Annotated in this window: 17 protein-coding genes and 1 pseudogene; 2 read left to right on the top strand and 16 right to left on the bottom strand. The window is 64.2% G+C overall.

Features of this window, described 5'->3' with window-relative positions:
• Nucleotides 1–76 precede the first annotated feature (76 nt).
• The 7 genes and pseudogenes from H5V43_RS23895 to recO all read right to left on the bottom strand — a co-directional run.
• A pseudogene (locus H5V43_RS23895) lies at nt 77–1,189 on the bottom strand (VCBS domain-containing protein); the annotation flags it as partial.
• Between the two features lie 1,642 nt (nt 1,190–2,831).
• Entirely contained in the window at nt 2,832–3,539 is a 708-nt protein-coding gene (locus tag H5V43_RS04355; protein WP_025546556.1) for a tetratricopeptide repeat protein, read from the bottom strand.
• A gap of 143 nt (nt 3,540–3,682) precedes the next feature.
• On the bottom strand, nt 3,683–4,474 hold the full coding sequence (locus H5V43_RS04350; RefSeq protein WP_025546554.1) for a LysR family transcriptional regulator: 792 nt from the start codon (nt 4,472–4,474) through the stop codon (nt 3,683–3,685).
• Nucleotides 4,471–4,869, bottom strand: coding sequence for a Co2+/Mg2+ efflux protein ApaG (gene apaG / locus H5V43_RS04345; protein WP_025546552.1), 399 nt, complete (start codon nt 4,867–4,869; stop codon nt 4,471–4,473). Before apaG ends, H5V43_RS04350 begins: the two co-directional genes overlap by 4 nt.
• A 33-nt stretch (nt 4,870–4,902) precedes the next feature.
• Complete coding sequence (gene metZ, locus H5V43_RS04340) at nt 4,903–6,111, bottom strand: O-succinylhomoserine sulfhydrylase (protein WP_025546551.1); 1,209 nt, start codon at nt 6,109–6,111, stop codon at nt 4,903–4,905.
• Between the two features lie 10 nt (nt 6,112–6,121).
• Entirely contained in the window at nt 6,122–7,168 is a 1,047-nt protein-coding gene (leuB, locus tag H5V43_RS04335; protein WP_025546550.1) for a 3-isopropylmalate dehydrogenase, read from the bottom strand.
• 110 nt (nt 7,169–7,278) lie between these two features.
• Nucleotides 7,279–8,013: a DNA repair protein RecO gene (gene recO / locus H5V43_RS04330; protein WP_025546548.1), complete on the bottom strand. Its 735-nt coding sequence runs from the start codon at nt 8,011–8,013 to the stop codon at nt 7,279–7,281.
• A 210-nt stretch (nt 8,014–8,223) separates the two neighbouring features.
• On the opposite strand from recO, the gene H5V43_RS04325 reads away from it, so the two are divergent.
• Both H5V43_RS04325 and H5V43_RS04320 read left to right on the top strand, forming a co-directional pair.
• Nucleotides 8,224–9,909 (top strand): sensor histidine kinase, encoded by a 1,686-nt coding sequence (locus H5V43_RS04325; RefSeq protein ID WP_226870019.1) that lies wholly within the window; start codon nt 8,224–8,226, stop codon nt 9,907–9,909.
• The gene (locus H5V43_RS04320; protein WP_099185835.1) at nt 9,906–10,565 is read left to right on the top strand and encodes a response regulator; all 660 of its coding nucleotides are present in this window, start codon (nt 9,906–9,908) and stop codon (nt 10,563–10,565) included. The genes H5V43_RS04325 and H5V43_RS04320 overlap by 4 nt, the downstream gene beginning before the upstream one ends.
• 305 nt (nt 10,566–10,870) lie before the next feature.
• Here H5V43_RS04320 and H5V43_RS04315 read toward each other — a convergent pair whose 3' ends face one another.
• The 9 genes from H5V43_RS04315 to H5V43_RS04275 are packed head-to-tail and all read right to left on the bottom strand — an operon-like array spanning nt 10,871 to nt 18,701.
• Nucleotides 10,871–11,392 (bottom strand): A24 family peptidase, encoded by a 522-nt coding sequence (locus H5V43_RS04315; RefSeq protein WP_229742625.1) that lies wholly within the window; start codon nt 11,390–11,392, stop codon nt 10,871–10,873.
• The gene (locus H5V43_RS04310; RefSeq protein WP_025546540.1) at nt 11,392–12,204 is read right to left on the bottom strand and encodes a tetratricopeptide repeat protein; all 813 of its coding nucleotides are present in this window, start codon (nt 12,202–12,204) and stop codon (nt 11,392–11,394) included. The genes H5V43_RS04315 and H5V43_RS04310 overlap by 1 nt, the downstream gene beginning before the upstream one ends.
• Nucleotides 12,201–12,962 (bottom strand): tetratricopeptide repeat protein, encoded by a 762-nt coding sequence (locus tag H5V43_RS04305; protein WP_244968664.1) that lies wholly within the window; start codon nt 12,960–12,962, stop codon nt 12,201–12,203. The genes H5V43_RS04310 and H5V43_RS04305 overlap by 4 nt, the downstream gene beginning before the upstream one ends.
• A gap of 36 nt (nt 12,963–12,998) precedes the next feature.
• Nucleotides 12,999–13,967 (bottom strand): type II secretion system F family protein, encoded by a 969-nt coding sequence (locus H5V43_RS04300; protein ID WP_025546536.1) that lies wholly within the window; start codon nt 13,965–13,967, stop codon nt 12,999–13,001.
• A 4-nt stretch (nt 13,968–13,971) separates the two neighbouring features.
• Nucleotides 13,972–14,973 carry a type II secretion system F family protein gene (locus tag H5V43_RS04295; protein ID WP_025546534.1) on the bottom strand — a complete coding sequence of 334 codons (1,002 nt, stop codon included), beginning with the start codon at nt 14,971–14,973 and terminating at the stop codon, nt 13,972–13,974.
• Nucleotides 14,973–16,328 carry a TadA family conjugal transfer-associated ATPase gene (locus tag H5V43_RS04290; RefSeq protein ID WP_025546532.1) on the bottom strand — a complete coding sequence of 452 codons (1,356 nt, stop codon included), beginning with the start codon at nt 16,326–16,328 and terminating at the stop codon, nt 14,973–14,975. The genes H5V43_RS04295 and H5V43_RS04290 overlap by 1 nt, the downstream gene beginning before the upstream one ends.
• Nucleotides 16,328–17,563 carry a CpaE/TadZ family protein gene (locus H5V43_RS04285; RefSeq protein WP_025546530.1) on the bottom strand — a complete coding sequence of 412 codons (1,236 nt, stop codon included), beginning with the start codon at nt 17,561–17,563 and terminating at the stop codon, nt 16,328–16,330. Before H5V43_RS04285 ends, H5V43_RS04290 begins: the two co-directional genes overlap by 1 nt.
• On the bottom strand, nt 17,560–18,177 hold the full coding sequence (locus H5V43_RS04280) for a TadE/TadG family type IV pilus assembly protein (protein ID WP_025546528.1): 618 nt from the start codon (nt 18,175–18,177) through the stop codon (nt 17,560–17,562). Before H5V43_RS04280 ends, H5V43_RS04285 begins: the two co-directional genes overlap by 4 nt.
• Nucleotides 18,174–18,701, bottom strand: a complete 528-nt coding sequence (locus tag H5V43_RS04275; RefSeq protein ID WP_025546526.1) for a TadE/TadG family type IV pilus assembly protein — start codon at nt 18,699–18,701, stop codon at nt 18,174–18,176. The genes H5V43_RS04280 and H5V43_RS04275 overlap by 4 nt, the downstream gene beginning before the upstream one ends.
• Between the last annotated feature and the right edge of the window lie 3 nt (nt 18,702–18,704).

Below are 18,704 nucleotides of genomic sequence, written 5' to 3'. Positions count from 1 at the left end.
CGACGATCGTGCCGTCGCCCACCTTGGGGATCGAAATGATCATGACGTCGCTGTTGGCGATGTCGATCCGCAGCGTCGCGGTGGAGGTGTCGCCGTCGCCGTCGCGCAGCGTGTAGCTGAAGCTGTCGCTCACCCCGCCCGGCGTGCCTGCCGCGCGGACATAGCTGTAGCTGCCATCGGCGTTCAGCGTCAGCGTGCCATAGGCGCCCTCGAACGTGCCGGTGGTCGCCACCACCGCGCCGTCCGCACCCTTGACGTCCGCGCCCGCCGCGCCGGAGACGGTGCCCGCCCCGGTGATGACATTGCCGGTTTCCGGGCCATAGGTGCCGGCGGCGACGCCATCGACATCATTGTGGGCGGTCGGCACGTCGTCGACGATCTGCACGTCGACCGTCGCATTGGCGGTCGACCCGTTGCGGTCAGAGGCGACGACGGCGAAGCTCTGCAGGATGCTGTCCGCGCCCGCCGCGCCATGGCCCAGGCTGTTGTCGGTCAGCACGAAGCTGTAGGTGAAGGTTCCGGCCGTCGGCACGCCGCCCTGCGTGGCGGTCGCGGTGAAGCCGGTGATGGTCAGCGTGCCGACCGGCGTCGTTACCACCTGCCCGGCGACGAAGGCGCCGTTGGCCAGCACCGACACGCCGCCGACCGTGACGCCCGACAGGCCGTCAGCGCCGCTGACGCCGAAGGAGCCGGTCTTGGTGAGGCCCGCCGCGTCGGGCGAACTGCCGTCCGCCAGGTCGTTTTCCAGCAGGACGACTTCCGCGCCCTCGATCCCCGGCGCGCCATTGAGGCCGGTGATGGTGATGCCGTCGTCCGCGCCGTTGATGGTGATGGTCAGCGTCGCCGTGGAGGTGTCGCCATCGGCATCGGTGATCGTGTAGCTGAAGCTGTCGGTCAGCGTCTGGCCGGGGACCAGGAACTGCACCGCCGCATTGCCGTTGGCCAGCGTATAGCTATAAGCGCCCGACGCATTCAGCGTCAGCGTGCCATATGTGCCCTGGAAGGTGCCGACGGTCGACACGACCGCCCCATCCGCGCCCTGGATGTCGGCAACGCCATCGGTGGCGTTCGCGTCGCTGCCGCCGCTGCCGGTCAGGACATTGCCGTCCGCGACCAGCGGGCCGTCTTCGGTCACGCTGTCGGCATCGTTGACGGCGGTCGGCGCATCGTCCGCGATCGAGATGGTGAGCGTGGCGCTCGCCTGGTCGCCGTCGCTGTCGGTTACGACTACGGTGAAGACTTCGGCGGGCGGCGTGCCGACCACATTGTCGCCCAGCACATAGCTGTAGCCGATCGCACCGTCCGCGATGGAAGTGATCGTCAGCACGCCGAGCGGCGTCGTGACCGTCTGCCCGACCGCCGTGATCGCGACGCCGTTGATGGTGACGCCCGCCAGGCCGTCGCTGGCGGTGATCGCGATGGTGCCCGTGGTGCGCTCGCCATCCCCTGCCGCGGCCGAACCGGCCGGCTCGTTGCCGCGCGCGGGAAGCCCAGCCTCGCTCACACCCGCGGTCGCGGCAGTCGCGCCAGCGGGTTGATCGGGGGTGATGATGGTGACTTCCGGCTCCTCATTGGGCGCGATGGGCAGGATCTCGCGCTCCTCGGGCTGGGTAAACAGCAATTCCGTCGGCGGCAGCAGGTCGCCCAGGCCATGCGGATCGCCCACATCGCCGTCGGGGCCGGTGAAATTGCCGCCGGAGCTGCGCGGCGGACCGGCTGCGGGCTGCGGCTCCTCCCCGATCAGCAAGGCCGCCAGGTTGACCGAGGGAATTTCGACATCGCCCACGACCAGGCGCGGCATGACCACCGCGCCGTCCAGGATCACCAGATCGGTGCCGTCCGGCAGGTGGACGATCAGATTGCGTCCGGAAACCTCGATCCCATTGATGTCGGTGCCGGCCGGCAGGACCACGGTGCCGTCGGGATTGGGTTCGACCGTGCGGACAACCTCCGCCCGATGCATCTTGCCGGGATGGACCGCCTTGCCCTTTGCGGCCAGAGCAGCCGCTTCCGGATGAAGGGCCTGCTGATGGTCAGCGGCGTCTTTGCTATCCCAATCGCGCTCGAAATCCATTGTCCATCCCACCTGTCGCCATGGGGGCATGGAAGGAGCGCGCAAGAGGCCTGGCCCAGAATGCACAGTGCATACGGAGCTGACATCTTTTCCCGACATTGCGGCAATCAGCGGATCAGCTATTGCCCCTAGTCAACGTTCTCCCGCCGGCAGGACCCTTTTGCCAAGTCGACCGCCGCCCCGGATTAACCTTCTGCATCTGTATTTTTACTGACCCGATGGCCGATCTTATTCTCCGCCTGCAAAATGAGTCACGAAGATTCCAGTTTTGTTAACCATTTAAACGCGATACGGCGGAAAAAATAACTTATGCTCTATTACGAACGATATAGGCGGAATTTCATACTTATATCCTTCAGCCTATGCTGAACTTGGATTTGGTTAACAAACAAGGCTTACGACATATGCGACTCGGGCGAGTCGATCCTGCTCCATTCGTTCAATGGCTGCCGCGACAGGGCTTCCCGACCGCCCCAATCGGATTGGAAGTTGCAAGGAAGGAATGAAAACGGGCGACCGGCTTGTGCAGCCGGCCGCCCGTCCAAAATGCGACCCATAGACTTATCGTGCGGAGCCGTGCGTTCCTTTCCGCGGCTTCGTCCAGTCGGCCTGTGACTGGCGATAAGCTATGGAAAATCAACCCCCCTCCGACAGGAATCAGGAATAGCGGCTATGGCGGTTTTAACAATTAACCCGATGACTTATATCCAAGGATAATTTCTCAAGACACGATGAAGAAAGACAAGGACATCCGTCCTCAAGGACCGGATTCTCTTGTTGCCTCCAACCCCTCGGACGGAGCTTTTTCCACATCATTTTCATGCGTGGCCGCCGGAGACATTGAGGTTACTGGTCCGTCCGTGCCGTTCATCGCACCGTTTGCGACGATCCCGGACGGTTGCGTGGGCGCGGCGGCGGCGATGGGCGGCGCAGGTCTGGGCATGGCGGCCAGTATCTGTTCCATCCGCCGGCTGCGCGCGCTGCCCGATCCGGTCGTCCGCCGAAAGCTCGTCACCGCATAATCGGCCAATGGCTCCGCCGCATCATAGCGTTTGCGCGCGATGTAGAAATCGACGAGATTTTCCACGGCAAGCTGGGTATTGGGATCGTCCTCTCCCCGCGTTCGCAAATAGCTGTCGAACACGCGCCGGTAGAGGCCTTCCGCCTCGCGATAGCGACCGGTCGCCTCCAGTTGCAGCGCGAGATCGTTGGCGGAGATAAGCGTGCGCGGATCGTCCGCACCGAACAACTCATCGGCGAGCGCCAGCCCCCTGCGCGCGGGATCGACGCCGTCAGCCGGATTGCCGGACGCATAGGCCGCCTGGGATGCGGCCACCAGCTTGCGCCACTCCTTTTCCCGCGCCTCGGTAACATCGGGGACATAGGGGGCCTGCGCATGCAGCGGCGGCGCGAGGCAGAGCAGCAAGGCGCCCCGCAATATCCAGCCCCTGTTGCCGCCGGTCATGGCCATCCTCCCCGCGCTAAGCCTTCCCTATATCAGGCTATGCGCGACAGGATTAAGAAAGTGCAAGCGCGACGTGCAGCCCGCCCGCCTAAGGCGCGAGAAGAAATCTACGCCGAAGCCAGTTCGGCATGACGGATGAGCACTTACCCCGTCAGCGCCTCGACCAAAGCCTTGACCTTCTTCTGCCGCCATTGCGGCAAGGGCGCGATCAGCCAGTAGGCGAGCGGGGACGGCGCAGCGTCGCCCACCTGCCGGATGCGTCCTGCGTCAATATCCGCCTGCGCCAGCAGGAACGGCACGCAGGCATGGCCGAAGCCATGGGCCGCCGCTTCGATCGCCAGCCCCGCATCGGCCACGCGGATCGTCGCGGGCGCGTCCCCCTTCGGGCAGCCGGGCCATTCGATGCGATGGTCAGGGCCGCCTTCCGTCGCTTCCACTGTGACGAAGGCCGCTTCGCCCAGCTTGATGCCTTCATTCTCGCCCGGCCCCTCGGCCAGTCGCAAGGCGAGGTCGAGATTGGCTTCGGTGAAGTCCAGCGTCTCGTCCGCCGCGACCAATGCGAATTTGAGGTCCGGCTGGCTTGCGGCATAGCCCGCAAGGCGCGACTGGAGCCATTTGGCGGTGATGTCGCGCGGCGCGGCGATGGTGAGGGAACTGCTGGACTGGCCAGCCTGCATGGCGCGCACTGCTTCTTCGAACTCCAGGAAACCGGCGCGAAGGGCCGCAAGGCCTGCCTCGGTTTCGGGAGTGAGTTCCAGCCCCTTGGGCGTGCGGCGGAACAGGACGACGCCCAGCAGGTCCTCCAGCGCGCGGATCTGTTGGCCCACGGCCGCAGGCGTCACCGCCAGCTCGTCCGCCGCGCGGGTGAAGGACAGATGCCGCGCCGCCGCATCCAGCACGCGCAGGCCGTTGAGCGGCAAATGGGTACGCTTCATTCAGCCACCGCCGGCGCGATCAGCGCGAAATGCGGGATGGCGATGTCGAACGTCTCGCCGCTCGCGCCGATCATATGATAATGCCCCTTCATCGATCCCGTCGGCGTGTTGAGCGGGCAACCCGACACATAGTCGTAGCTCTTGCCCGGCTGCACCACTGGCTGTTCCCCCACGACGCCGTCTCCATCGACCCGATGCTGCGTGCCCCGTCCATCGGTTATGATCCAGTGACGGGTCAGCAGTTGCACAGGCTGGTCCCCGTCATTCTCTATGCGGATATGATAGGCCCAGAACCAGCGGCCCCGGTCCGGCTCCGACTGTTCGGGCAGGAAGGTGACGGCGACGTGCACGTTGATGTCGCGCGTCGTCGCATGGAAGGGGAAAAGTGCGTTCACGGCTTAAGAAATGCGCCTTTCACCCCTCTTCCGTCAACGCCCTATCGACTTCAGGGCGCGATCCAGATCCTCGATCACATCGTCCGGGTCTTCCAGCCCGACGTTGAGGCGCAGCATATCCTCGGTAATGCCGACCTCCAGCCGCGCCGCTTCCGCCATGCCATAATGGGTGGTGGAGGCCGGATGCGTCATCAGCGAGCGCGAGTCCCCGATATTGTTGCTGATGTCGACCAGTTCGAGGCCGTTGAGCAGGCCGTGCGCCTCCGCCCGGCCGCCGCCGACATAGAGCGAGAAGATGGGGCCGGCCATCGCCATCTGCTTCATGGCCAGGGCATGCTGCGGATGGCTTTCGAGGCCCGGATAGAGCACCTTCGCCACCCGGCCTTCGAGGAATTCAGCAACCTTCAGCGCATTCTCGCTCTGGCGGCGGATGCGCAGGTCCAGCGTCTCCAGACCTTTCAGCACGACCCAGGCGTTGAACGCGCTGAGCGTCGGCCCGGTGTTGCGGTGGAAGGGCAGCAGCGTGTTGAGGATGAAATCCTCCGTGCCGCAGATCGCGCCCGCGAGGACGCGGCCCTGCCCGTCCATCATCTTGGTCGCGCTATAGGCCACCACGTCGGCGCCGAACTCCATCGGCCGCTGGAGCGCGGGCGTGGCGAAGGCGTTGTCGACGACGCTGGTGATGCCGTGCGCCTTCGCGATGCCGCAGATCGCGGCAAGGTCCGCCACGTCCATGGTCGGATTGGCCGGGGTTTCGAAGAAGAAGACCTTGGTGTTGGGCCGCACCGCCGCTTCCCACGCCGCATTGTCGGTCGCGTCGACAGTGGTCGTCTCGATCCCGAATTTCGGCAGCAGCGTATCGGTCAGCCAGCGGCAGGAGCCGAACAGCGCCTTGCCCGCGACGACATGGTCGCCCGCCGACAACTGGCACAGCAGCGCCGCCGTCATCGCCGCCATGCCGGTCGCGGTGGCGCGGCAGGCTTCGGCGCCTTCCAGCAGGGCGATGCGCTGTTCCAGCATCTCCACCGTCGGGTTCTGGAGGCGCGAATAGGTCATGCCCTCCTGTTCCCCGGCGAAGCGCGCCGCGGCGTCCTCCGCCCGGTCGTAGCTGTAGCCGCTGGTCAGGAACAGCGCCTCGGACGTCTCGCCATATTCGGTACGGGCGCTGCCGCCACGCACCGCCAGAGTGGCCGGACGCCAGTTCCGGGTGATTTCGGGATTCTGCCCGCTCTTGCGCTTCATTTTCTTACCCTCAGACCAAAGCCGCGAGCACGGCATCGCCCATTTCGACCGTGCTCATCGTGCCGCCCAGATCGAAGCTGCGGGCGCCATCGGCCAGCGCCTTGGCCACGGCGGCCTCGATGCGGGCGGCCTGTTCCGGCAGGTTCAGCGAGTAGCGCAGCATCATGCCCGCCGACAGGACCGTTGCCAGCGGATTGGCCTTGCCCTGCCCGGCGATGTCGGGCGCGGAACCGTGGATCGGCTCGTACAGGCCCTGGTTGCTGTCGTTGAGCGTGGCCGACGCCAGCATGCCGATCGAACCCACGCACATGCTCGCCTGATCGGACAGGATATCCCCGAACATGTTGCCGGTGACGATGACGTCGAACTGGCCGGGATTGCGCACGAGCTGCATCGCGGCATTGTCCACATACATGTGGCTGAGCGCGACATCGGGATAGTCCGCCGACACCTCTATCACCACGTCGCGCCAGAGCTGGCTCGTCTCCAGCACATTGGCCTTGTCCACCGAGCAGAGCTTGCCCCGGCGGGCGCGCGCCGCCTCGAAGCCCTGATGCGCGATCTTGCGCACCTGTTCCTCATTATAGGACATGATGTCATAACCTTCGCGCAGGCCCTCGGGCGTCTTGCGCATGCCCTTTTCACCGAAATAGACGTCGCCATTGGTCTCGCGCACGATCAGCAGGTCGATGGCGCTCGCCACCTCCTGCTTGAGCGCGGAGGCGTCGGCCAGTTCGGGGAAGACCTTGGCCGGGCGCAGGTTGGAGAAGAGGCCCAGTTCCTTGCGCAGGCCGAGGATTGCCTGTTCCGGGCGCAGGTGACGCTCCAGCGAGTCGCAATCGGGATCGCCCACCGCGCCGAACAGGATCGCGTCGGCGCGCTTGGCCAGTTCCAGCGTCTCGGGCGGCAGCGGATGGCCCACCGCCTTGTAAGCCGCGCCGCCGACCAGCCCTTCCTCATAGGTGATGCCGGGGATCGCCAGCGCGTCCAGCACGCGCTTCGCCTGCGCGACGATCTCGGGACCGATACCGTCTCCGGGGAACAGGGCGATCAACATGGGCAACTCCTTCAAACGCGTGGCTGCCCCTTATGAAGCCGCCGCCGCCAGCGCAAGCATTTAGGCGAGGGGAGAAGGAGGCGCGGCGCAGGAACACCGACCGCCAAAATTCAGGCAACCGCTCTTTTAAGCCTGTCCACCAGGCGCTCCCGCGCCGCGAGGACGTCGACGCGCCAGTCGGTAAGGACGGACCGTTCGAGAAAGAAGCCCGTCAGCCGCAGCCCGTCCAATAAGGCGGGCCAGTCCCCTGCTCCGCCCTCCAGCAGGAAAGCGGGCAAGGGCAACAGCCGGTCCTCATAGCCGACGGCCCCCGCCCGGCTGACCGCGGCCGCGCTGCGAGGGCTGACATAGGCCAGATCCTCATTCCCGCCGGTCGCCGCGCAACGGCTAAGGTCCAGCCCAAAGCCCAATTCCGCCAGCAACAGCAACTCATAGCGGATGAGCGCCACCGCCCAGCCCCGCGCAGCCGGCGCCGCCTCCACGGCGCCCAGCACGCCGTCCAGCGCCTGATGGAGCGCGGGATAGGGCGTCCCTTCCGGCAGGGCCACGGCGGTGAGCGCGCAGACCCAATCGATCGCGGCCGCAGGCAACGGCTCCGCCAGAAGGGGAGCGCGGCTGTGCTCCAGTTCGACGGTCAGCCCGGCCAGTTGCTCCTCCGTCCGGGCGCGGAATTCGGCCTTGACGGCATTGCCCGGCAACAGGACGGGGCGCAACTGGCGCGAACGTCCCCCCCGCACATAGCCGGCCAGCAGGCCATGGCCGGGCGTCAGAAGACGCGCGATCGCCCCATGTTCGCCATGGGGCCGCAACGCGCAGACCAGGGCCGGGGTGATCAGCGTCGCCATGCCCCCTCCATATCGGCCAACGGCCCGGGGCGCCATCCATGACCTTTCGCAGCCCAACTGTCCCGAAATCGAGCAAAATCGTCGCACGGGGCCCTTCTGACTTTTGATATATGTTGCTTTTCGATCAGGTCATGCGCACAATTATCGGCGGGGACTTGTCGGGGGACAAATTTCGCCATGTATCATATGCCCTTGGCGTCATCTTCCGTGATGGACCGCCTGGTGCTTTGGCTGGGACGTTCACCGACGCTGGGTTTCGCCATATCCCGCGTCGCCTTTTCCGCTGCGGCGACGTGGCAGATCGAAGCGATGTTCAGCAACGAGCCGGATTTTGCCCGCACGGCCTTGCTGTTGAAGGCAGCCGTGTGGACGTGGACGGCGATCAGCATCGCGCAGAATTCGCTCACGCCGCCTTTGGGCCTGCTGCTGCGGCCCATCTTCCTGATATTCGACCTGATCGCCTTCCTGACGGTCATCGTGCTGTGCGAACCCTTGCAGATCGCGGCGCTGGGCTGCCTGTTCTTCGTCGCCTGGTCCGCATCCGACCGGTTCGGACGCGGCGCGGTCCTCATCCTGGGGATTTGCCTGATCTTCGCCTTCATCGCGCGGGGATATTATGAAAGCTGGGCCTCGGCCCGCCATGTGCCGGCGGTGGACCGGGCGATCGACAGCCTGACCATCGTCATCGGCTGCGTCATCGCCGCCTCCATGTTGAGCATGAACATATTGGAGCGGCGGCTGATAAGCTGGTCGGAACGGCTACAGGGCGTCGGCCTTTCCTTCCAGAAGTCGCTGGCGCAATTTCTGGTGGAGCAGGTCTCCCAATTGATGAACTCCCGCTATTGCGCGTTCGTGTGGGAGATGATGGACGATACCGCCGTCCATTGCGAACTGTACGATGCCGACGGCGTGCGCCACCTCGCCCTGCCGCAGAAGCAGATCGACGGCCTGTCCAACGTGACGCCGCGGGAGGCGCCCTTCCTCTATTCCACCCAGTCGCCGCGGATGCTGCTGCGCAGCCGCCTCGGCATATTGCGGAACGAGCGCGCGCCGGACCTGATCGACAGCATATCGGACGTGTTCGGCCCCGGCCAGGGCGCGAGCATCCATATCCAGGCGGGGGAACTGCGCGGCCGGCTGTTCATCGGGACCAGCCATGGCTGGTCGCCCGCCGTTCTGCTGCGCTGCCTGCGCATACAGGAGGGGATAGACCTTTTCCTCGAACGCCATTTCTTCTTCCTCGCCTGGCGCCAGCGCACCTTTGCAGAGGCGCGTCAGGCGCTGAGCCGCGATCTGCACGACAGCGTGCTGCAGACATTGGCGGCGCTGCGCGTCAGACTCGCGACGACGATCCACGGCCTGTCGGATGCCGCCGTTCCGGACCAGTTGGCGGAACTCAGGTCGATGGAGGAACTGGTGACGGCGGAACAGGCGCATCTGCGCCGGCTGCTCAGCCAGCAAAGTCCGGTGTCGGCCGAAACCGATGTGGACCTTGGCCGCGAAGTCGAACGCTGCTGCCGCTTCATCGCCCTGCAATGGGCGATCGATTGCCGCCTGAACCTGGCCGAACGCTCCATGACCGTGTCGGCCGAAACGGCGGCGGAGGTCGAATATCTGATACGCGAAGCCGCTGCCAATGCGGTCAAGCACGCCCATGCGCGCCACATCACCGTGTCGATCGCGCAGGTCGACGACGAGATATTGATCGCGCTGAAGGACAATCCCGGACCGCAGGCGGTCGCCCGCGAAAACTATACCGGCGACTTCGAACTCCAGTCGCAATCGATCATGAAGCGGCTGGGCAAGATCGGCGGAACGGCATATTTTCATAATCTGAGCATGAATTCACTGATCTCGATCAGATTACCCTCCTCCTTACCAAGGTCTCCGATATGATGACCCAGATTGCGATAGTCGACGATCACCCGATCTTCCTGGACGGCATGGCGCAGTTCCTGAACTCCCACGGCCATGACATATTGTTCTGCGCCCGCTCGGTCGAAGAAGCGCTGGAGCGGATGCAGGCCGGCGAACCGGACCTGCTGATCCTGGATGTCAGCATGAAGAGTGGCGGCGGCCTTGCGATCCTGTCCGCCATCCGCAACAGCGGCAGCACCGTGCCGGTCATCTTCATGACCGTGCATATCCGCCCTGAACAGACGCTGGAAGCGATCAAGCTGGGCGTCGACGGAGTGGTGCTGAAGGACAGCGATCCCAACGACCTGCTAAGCTGCATCCAGCAGGTCATGAACGGCAACAAGAGCATCGCCCCCTTCGTCATGGAACAGGCGCTGGTGCACAGCATTTCCGCGCCCGCCAGCGAAGCCAATGTGCTTGCGGTGCTGACGGAGCGGGAACTGGAGATCGCCGGCCTGATCCGCGCGGGCCTGCGCAACCGCGAAATAGCGAGCCGGTGCGGCCTCACCGAAGGCACGGTGAAGGTGCACCTGCACAGCATCTTCCAGAAGCTCAACATCAAGTCGCGCTCGGAACTGATCATCATGATGATGTCGATGGACAGTGAAATGCCCGCCGTAGGGATGGAGCATTGAGCGGCTGTTTGGCGGCGAAATAGCAGAAAGCGGATCGTCTGCTTTCCCTTGCGGCGTCGCGTGCTCCCGCACTGGCTGGAATTCAATCCCGCCGCCAGCATGTCATCGCACCGGTTGAACTGAGATTGCACGAGCCACTCGATCAATTCGGGTGCCTGCGCGGGCGCATAATGGCGCCAACCAGCCGAAAGACGAGCCGGAAACGCCATCATGCCTGTATCCGGATCACCCGACACCCCTCGGCCTGAGCTTGCCGAATGGCTCAACCCGTACCCGATACGCGATCCGATTCAACCCACGATGCGCTAACTCAGCCCGTGCACGAAATCCGGCAGACGCGCCACGCCGCTGGGATTGGGTCCGGCCATATACAGCGCCATGATCGTACCCAGCGCAATCGCCACCCCATAGGGAATGGGCCCTTTCTTGCCGAACAGCGCAATGGACGAACCTTCCCGCACGCTCTGCGGCACCAGTCGCCGGCCGGCCATCAGCACCAGCGCCAGCACACCGCCCCCGACGGTGACATAAACGATCCAGGGAATCACCCCCGCCCAGTCGAACCACAGCGCACAGGCCGTCATCAGCTTGACGTCTCCACCGCCCATCGCGCGTATGGCGAACAGGCCGCATCCCACCGCGAACATGCCCAGGAAAACGGTGCCGTTCCGCCAAATGTCATTTTCCCACCCCGCCACAGCGACCCAGACCGCATAAAGCCCGACAACCAGCAGGGGGAAGATATTGGATATGCGCAGCCGGGCCATATCCTCCACCGCCGCCGCGATGAGGACGAGCGAAACGGCAAGCAGCACCAGATCCTTCATCACTTCTCCGTGGTCTTCAAGGTGTCGAGCGCGGCCGCGGCTTCGGGCACGAAACTGTCGGCTTCGGTCACGGCACGGCTGAGATAGGCCTGCGCCTTCGGCAGATCGCCCATCCGCATCGCCACCTGCCCGGCATTATTGAGCCGGCGCGCCCACTCATCGGCGGTGTCGGCAGGCCGGCGGCTGATGTCCTGTCCCGCCATCACATAGGCCGTGTCGCCATTCGCGATCACCCGCGCATCGTCCGGTGCGCTTTCGCGCGCCTTGTCGAAGATCACCGCCGCCTTCTCGGCCTTGCCCTGCTTGAGCAGCGACAGTCCGTAATTGTTGAGGACCTGGGAAGGCTTGTCGGTGAGTTGGAACGCCCGCTCATAAGCCGCATTGCTCAACGCCCAGGACTGCGCCTGGTCATAGGCCACGCCCAGCGCATTCCATGAGCGCCAGCGACCGTCGCAATCGGCCACAGCCAGGCGCAACGGCTCGAGCGCCTCCTGCGACCGGCCTAGGCGCAGCAGGGCGATCCCCCTCCCCTCATCGACGCGGCAGTTGTTGAGGCCACTTCGCTCCAGCGCGGTGAAACGCGCCAGCGCCTCCTCATCCCGCCGCTTTTCGAGCGCCATGCGCGCATCCGCAATCTCTATCGCTTGCAAGTCGCCCGATTGCGCACCAGCCCGCCATTGGCTCAACATCGCATCCGCCTGGATGATCCGCCCGCCATCTATCGCCTCGTCCACCAGCCGGGCATAGTCCAGCGGCGGCGGCACCGCCCCGGCGGATGGCGCCGCAACCGCCAGCAGCAGCGCCCCGATCATCCCCGAGCGCCTTTCCGGTCGGGCCGCACCATGCTCTTCCACAAGCGCTCGAACAGACCGTCATAAGCGGGCTTTGCTTCTTCGCGCGCAGCCAGACTGGGCAAAGCCGCCGCATCCGGCCTGCCGACGGCGATGATGGGGGCCGTCAGTTCGGGCCGAGCCTGCGTTTCGGCCACGGTGACGATCCGGGTCGTCAGTTGCGGGTTGGTGCGTGCCGCCGGTGCCGCTGCCTCCATCGTCCGCAACCGCACCTCGCCCAAGGAAAGGCGTTCCAACTCGACGCCCGCGACCGGCGCCGGGCGCGCGGCCGGAGCAGCCGAAGCCAGTTGAGCCAGCGTCGGACGAGCAACGACGGCCGCACCCGCCTGCGCCGCGCCGGCCTGGGCAAGCAGCGCATCGGCCTCGCCTTTCAGGCCTTGCGCCGACAGGCTCCGCGCGAAGTTGCGCGCGATGCGGGCATCTTCCGGCGCCCGCGACAGGGCCAGTTCGAAAAATTCCCGCGCCAGATCATGCCGCCCCATGGCCGCATAGCTGATCGCCACCCCGTTCAGGCCATGCGCATCGGTCGGATCGTTGCGCACTGCGCGGCGGAAGGCATCCAGCGCCAGCGCATATTCCCCCCGCGAAAACAGCAGGTCTCCCCGCGCCAGCGCATCCTGCGCCGGTCCGGCAGGCTGCTGATTGACGGGCCTTATCGAAAGGACGCCTTTTTGGGTCCCGCTGCACGCCGTCGTCGCCATGATAAGAGCGACTGCCATTATCCCTTTGTTCATGGTCCCCCCTCCCCCCTTATCCTAACGAGTCATGACCGGCAGGATGTCGCGCACCACCCGCACCACCGCCGGCAGCATCAGCACGCCGATCATCACCGGCAGCATGCAGGCGACCAGCGGCACCGACAGCAGGACCGGCAGGCGATGCGCCTTCTCCTCGGCGCGCATACGCCGCTTCTCACGCATCTCCGCTGCATAGACGCGCAAGGTCTGACCCACGCTCGAACCCAGTTGATCGGACTGGATCAGCAGCGTCGCGAAGGAGCGAATTTCGTCCACGTCGACATCGTCCGCCATGCGCCGCAAAGCATCCTGCCGGCTACGCCCCGCGCGCAGTTCCAGAACCACCTTGCCCAGCGCCGCCGATACCAGCGGATGGGACAGGGCCAGTTCGCGGCCCACCCGATCCATCGCCGCCTCCAGGCCCAGGCCCGCCTCGACGCAGACCAGCATCAGGTCCAGCGCATCGGGAAAGCCGTGGACGATTTCTTCCTGCCTGCGCGCTGCCTTGGCCGAAATATAGAGGTTGGGCATGTAAAGCCCCGAGACCGCCAGCAGCGATGCGATCATATAGAGGGTGAGCGGAGCGGGCGGTTCCGGATTGCCGAGCGACGTGATCACGAATATCGCAGGCAGGGCAAAGGTCAGCACAAGACGAAAAAGGGTGAATAGCTTCGGCGCTTCGGGCGACATGTAACCCGCCGCGATCAGGCGCCGGCGCAGGTTCACATTGTTCGTATCGACCAGCGAGATCCCCATCTTCTCGATGCGGTCGACCAGCTTCTTCCACTCGCTGCTGTTGCGTTCACCGCGCAGCGTCTGACTGCCATTCTGGGACGCCCCGCCTTCCCCGACCAGGTCGAGCCGGCTGCGCACCCGCGCGTTGCGCATCACCACTTCCGACAGTCCGAAGACCAGCGCAACGATGGCGATGAACAGCAAGCCCAACAGGAAAGGCCGCAACTGGATGAACAGTGCCGAACTCAACATCGCATCACACCTTCAGGTCGACCATGCGGCGTATCGTGACGAAGCCGATCAGGTAGAGGACGATCAAGCCGACAAAGCCGATGATGAACATGCTGTCCTGCGCGACATCGAGATAGAAGGCAGGATTGACCAGGAACAGGCCGACAAAGGCCAGGATCGGCAAGGCGGTCAGCATCACCGCCGTCATGCGCCCTTCGGAACTGAGGGCCCGGACCTTCATGAACAGGCTCGCCCGCTCGCGGATCACGGTCGACAGATTTTCCAGGATCTCCGCAAGATTGCCCCCCGTCTCGCTCTGCACCGACAGGGAGATGACGAACATATGCATCTCGTTCATATCCCAACGCTCCGCCATGCGCTGCAACGCATCGCGCAGGTCGGCGCCATAGGTGACTTCATCGACGACGATGCCGAATTCGCTGCCGATCGGATCGCGCATCTCCTTGGTCAGCAGGTCCAGCGCAGCGGCAATCGGATGGCCGGCGCGCAGGCCACGGACGAAGGTGTCCAGCGCGACCGGAAACTGCTCCTCCATCTTCTTGCGCCGCCGTTGGGCAAGCCGCGTCAGCACCATCATCGGCAGCGCAATGCCCAGCGCGCCCGCAAAGGCCAGCGCCATCACGAACATGCCCGCCGTCAGGGCGTAACCCGCCGCCATGCCGCCCACCATCACCAGCAGGAACAGCACGCCCGCCGCGATCAGCATCAGCATCAGCACCGTGCGCGCCGGAAAGGTCAGTCCGGCGCCATGCAGCACCCGCATCACCCCCAGCCCCGCCCGTCCGAACAGGGAGGAGCGGTCGAAGCTCACCGCCTCGTCGCTTCGCCGCAGCTTGGAGAGTACCGTGCTGCGCTCGAAACCGGCCGCGATCATCTTCAACCGCCGGTTCACCACGCGATCGGTCGTCGCACGCGCGCGCAGCCAGCCTGCAATGCCCTCGATCGTCAGGATCACCGCCGCGAACAGCAGGACGAGGACGAAGACGCGGATGTAAAGCGGGTTCATCAGTGGATCACCGCATCGGGCCGGAACAATTCGGCCGGCAGGGCGATGCCCCGGTCGGCCAGTTCACCCATGAATTTGGGACGGATGCCGGTCGCCTCGAAATGGCCGCGCACCATGTTGTTCTCGTCGCGGCCCGTCATCTTGAAGCGGAAGATTTCCTGCATGGTGATGACTTCCCCTTCCATGCCTGTGATCTCCGACAGGCTGAGCAGACGGCGGCGGCCATCGGCCAGCCGTCCCACCTGCACGATCACATTCAGCGCCGAAGCGATCTGCGCGCGGGCGGAACGCGGCGAGATGTCGATGCCGCTCATGCCGATCATCTGCTCGACCCGGGACAGCGCATCGCGCGGCGTGTTGGCGTGCACGGTCGTCATCGATCCGTCATGGCCGGTGTTCATGGCCTGAAGCATGTCGAAGGCTTCACCGGCGCGGACCTCGCCCACGATGATGCGGTCGGGCCGCATGCGCAGCGCATTCTTCACCAGGTCGCGCTGCGTGACTTCTCCCTTGCCCTCGATATTGGCGGGACGGGTTTCCAGCCGCGCGACATGGCGCTGCTGCAATTGCAGTTCGGCCGAATCCTCGATGGTGACGATGCGTTCATGTTCATCGATGGCGGCTGACATCGCGTTGAGCAGGGTCGTCTTGCCCGAACCGGTGCCGCCGGAAATCAGCACGTTGCGCCGCGCCTCCACCACAGCGGAGAGGACCTGCGCCATCGGCGCGGGCACGCTGCCCAATTCAGTGAGGCGCGCCATGCTGATCGGCACCTTCGCGAACTTGCGGATGGAAAGCAGCGATCCATCGATGGCCAGCGGCGGAACCACGGCGTTGACGCGGGAGCCATCCGCAAGGCGCGCATCGACAAAGGGGGAGGATTCGTCGATCCGCCGTCCCACCGCCGCCACGATTTTCTGGATGATGCGCAGAAGATGCTTCTCATCCTTGAACCGGGTCGCGGTTTCGACCAGCCGGCCGTTGCGCTCCACGAAGACGATCTTGTGCCCGTTCACCAATATGTCGGTGATGCTATGGTCCTTGAGCAGCGGCTCAAGCGGCCCCAGTCCCAGCAGCTCATCCAATATGTCCGACACCAGCCGGCGGCGCTCTTCCAGATTGAGCGCATGCTTCTGCAGCGCGAGCTGCTCATGGACGATCTCGCCCACTTCGGCTTCCACCTGCGCCCGCGACATGGTTTCCAGCGCGGAAAGATTGATGATGTCGATCAGCTTCTGGTGCAGCGCCACCTTGAGTTCGGTATGCCGGTCCTCCTCCAGATGGGCGGCCTCGGTCTCGATCGGTCCCACCTCGTCCCTAGGGTCGCCGCGTTCGCCTTTTCGGATCTGCCACATCAGCCTTTCTCCGCCTGACCTTCGGCCTCAGCAGCCTGGATGCAGCAATCGACGATGTCCTGCATATCCTTGCAGATTCGGCTGCGCGCCTTCAGTTCCTGGATCAATACGCCCTGGTCCAGCGCCGAGCTGACCAGCGGGAAATCGTTGGCGATGCTGAGCTTCACCGGATGATCCAGCGCCGCCGCCGCATCCTCCAGACCGATGGCGCGGAAGAATTTCTTCTCCACGCGGTTGGCGACGACATGGATGCGCGCGGGATCGATGTCCTGATCGCGGAGCAGCGAAATCTGACGGCGCGCCTGCCGCAGGCTGGCGATGGTGAGTTCGCACACCAGAAACACGACCTGCGAACGCGCCACCAGCGACATCGACCAGTTGGTCCAGTTGCCCGGCAGGTCCAGATAGACCGTATCGAAACTGCGCTGCGCCAGTTCGACGATGCGGAAGACCTGATCGGCGTTTACCGCCTCGATCGGCATGATGTCCGCCGGCGCGGTCACGACCCTGAGGCCGGTCGAAGTTTCCACGGTGACGGTCCGCAACAGCTCATTGTCGACGCGGCTGCCCGCGTTGAGAAGGTCCGCCAGTGTCAGGGGCGAGGAAATCCCCAGGAAGGTGCCGGCATTGCCGAACTGTATGTCGAAGTCGAACAGGCAGACCTCACCGCTGCCCTGCTTTGTCGAGCGTGCGTGCAGACTGGCCGCCTGCGTCGCTATGGTCGTCGCGCCGACGCCGCCAACGCTCTTGATGATGGACACGAGCTGGCCGGTCTTCACATCGTCCTGACGGCTGGCTGCGATGCGGCTCCGCAGATCGTCCAGTATTGCCGCCAGATCATGGGCGCGCAGCGGCAGTTCGATGACGTCGTTGATCCCGCTGCGCAACAGGGCGCGCACGACGGCGATCTGCGCGCCACGCACGGCCGCCACCAGCATCAGCTTCGGATGAGCTGCGCGAAGGCCGGCAAGCCGCACCATGGAGGCTTCATTGTCTGGCTGAACCTCGATGATGATCGCCTTGGCATCGGCCACCAGTTGCGCCGGCACAGCCTCACCCGCGCCCAGCATGGACAGGGTGAGCGACTGGCCCGTCAGGCGATCGCTCAATATGTCGGATGCCTGCACCTCCTGCTCCGACAGGATGAGGTGAAGGCCTTCATCCCCGATATTGAGGGTCCAGCTCTCGACGGGTTCCGTTGCGTTCGTCACGATGCCCACGATCTTGTCCCTCAATTTGATGCCGAGCCCTGGCCGTCTTCCATAGTGAGAGCGGCGCTGAAACTGGGTAATGGAATCGATGCCCTGAAAAGGATGAGCGCTATAGGCCGAAAGGCCATGTTTTTTATTCGTACCGTGACCAGCGGCGCTATATCTGGGCCATTTGGATCACCGGAATAACCGATACCGGAATTATCATATTGAACCTCGACATTGGCCGCACCTAATTCCGGCAGGAATGCCTTCATCCGATTGACAATATTGGTGAAAGCCGCCGAGTTATAGGGTGTTATCAGGGAGTTGCATGCGCTGCCGCTGCATGAACCGCAGGCAGTGGAATTGCATGTCATCGATGAAAAATAAGATGTGCCTATCGATGATCCCTGTGCGATGCTGCTACTCCCGGTCGCGAAGCTGTATGTCGCGATGCCGGTTGCCACCGGATCGGTGGCGACGGCGTAACGGACGCCCATTTGGGTAGCCTTTTCCGCACGGTTCCAGGTCCACATCAACCGCCCGACATCAATGATGCCCAGCAGGAAGATAAGCAGCAGCGGCAAAACTAACGCAAACTCGGCTGCGGAGGAGGCCCGGTTGTCTCTGATCAGGGCGGTGAAGGATTTGCTCATAACCCCATCACCGGCGATTGAGAACTTGCGTTCAGATATAAGGTGCTACTGTCGAATCCCAGCTTATTGAATAACGATTGATATTGAAGCCGGTGAGCATTGTCGGTTGACGTCGCCACCTTCACGACGGGAATGAAATTCATCCCTTCGTAAATACCCGAAGCGCTGACACTTGCCGGATCGACGCAATCATAGGTGACTCTGATCGACTGCGGATCGGTCCATCCGGTGAGACGCGCATTGCCGCCGGTCAGTTGCCCGGTTCGAACCAGATTGCGCGTGTCCGCCTCGACGGTGCCGCCCGGAACATTATCGGTCGACGCCGTGGTGCAACTGAAATTCGAGAAACTCAGCCGGCCGGCATAGCGGGCGCCATCCCTCACCGCCTTGACCACGACATGCTCGCTCAGAAAATAATTGCCGAGTTCGAAAGCGCCGAACATCAGCGCGATGAGCAAGGGCGTCACGAGCGCCATTTCGGCGGCGGACGAACCCGACTGCTCCCTGAAAAGGCGCACAAACATCGC

The sequence above is a fragment of the Sphingobium fuliginis genome (genome assembly GCF_015074805.1).
In the GTDB taxonomy this organism is placed as follows: domain Bacteria; phylum Pseudomonadota; class Alphaproteobacteria; order Sphingomonadales; family Sphingomonadaceae; genus Sphingobium; species Sphingobium fuliginis.
Note: the sequence above shows the minus strand (reverse complement) of the source record. Positions and strands in the feature narration are given on the sequence as shown.

Bases quoted from the DNA above. Each gene is read 5' to 3' on its own strand.
- H5V43_RS04355 (WP_025546556.1), bottom strand. From the start codon at position 3,539: ATGACCGGCGGCAACAGGGGCTGGATATTGCGGGGCGCCTTGCTGCTC.
- H5V43_RS04350 (WP_025546554.1), bottom strand. From the start codon at position 4,474: ATGAAGCGTACCCATTTGCCGCTCAACGGCCTGCGCGTGCTGGATGCG.
- metZ (WP_025546551.1), bottom strand. From the start codon at position 6,111: ATGAAGCGCAAGAGCGGGCAGAATCCCGAAATCACCCGGAACTGGCGT.
- leuB (WP_025546550.1), bottom strand. From the start codon at position 7,168: ATGTTGATCGCCCTGTTCCCCGGAGACGGTATCGGTCCCGAGATCGTC.
- recO (WP_025546548.1), bottom strand. From the start codon at position 8,013: ATGGCGACGCTGATCACCCCGGCCCTGGTCTGCGCGTTGCGGCCCCAT.
- H5V43_RS04325 (WP_226870019.1), top strand. From the start codon at position 8,224: ATGGACCGCCTGGTGCTTTGGCTGGGACGTTCACCGACGCTGGGTTTC.
- H5V43_RS04320 (WP_099185835.1), top strand. From the start codon at position 9,906: ATGATGACCCAGATTGCGATAGTCGACGATCACCCGATCTTCCTGGAC.
- H5V43_RS04315 (WP_229742625.1), bottom strand. From the start codon at position 11,392: ATGAAGGATCTGGTGCTGCTTGCCGTTTCGCTCGTCCTCATCGCGGCG.
- H5V43_RS04310 (WP_025546540.1), bottom strand. From the start codon at position 12,204: ATGATCGGGGCGCTGCTGCTGGCGGTTGCGGCGCCATCCGCCGGGGCG.
- H5V43_RS04305 (WP_244968664.1), bottom strand. From the start codon at position 12,962: ATGGCAGTCGCTCTTATCATGGCGACGACGGCGTGCAGCGGGACCCAA.
- H5V43_RS04300 (WP_025546536.1), bottom strand. From the start codon at position 13,967: ATGTTGAGTTCGGCACTGTTCATCCAGTTGCGGCCTTTCCTGTTGGGC.
- H5V43_RS04295 (WP_025546534.1), bottom strand. From the start codon at position 14,973: ATGAACCCGCTTTACATCCGCGTCTTCGTCCTCGTCCTGCTGTTCGCG.
- H5V43_RS04290 (WP_025546532.1), bottom strand. From the start codon at position 16,328: ATGTGGCAGATCCGAAAAGGCGAACGCGGCGACCCTAGGGACGAGGTG.
- H5V43_RS04280 (WP_025546528.1), bottom strand. From the start codon at position 18,177: ATGAGCAAATCCTTCACCGCCCTGATCAGAGACAACCGGGCCTCCTCC.
- H5V43_RS04275 (WP_025546526.1), bottom strand. From the start codon at position 18,701: ATGTTTGTGCGCCTTTTCAGGGAGCAGTCGGGTTCGTCCGCCGCCGAA.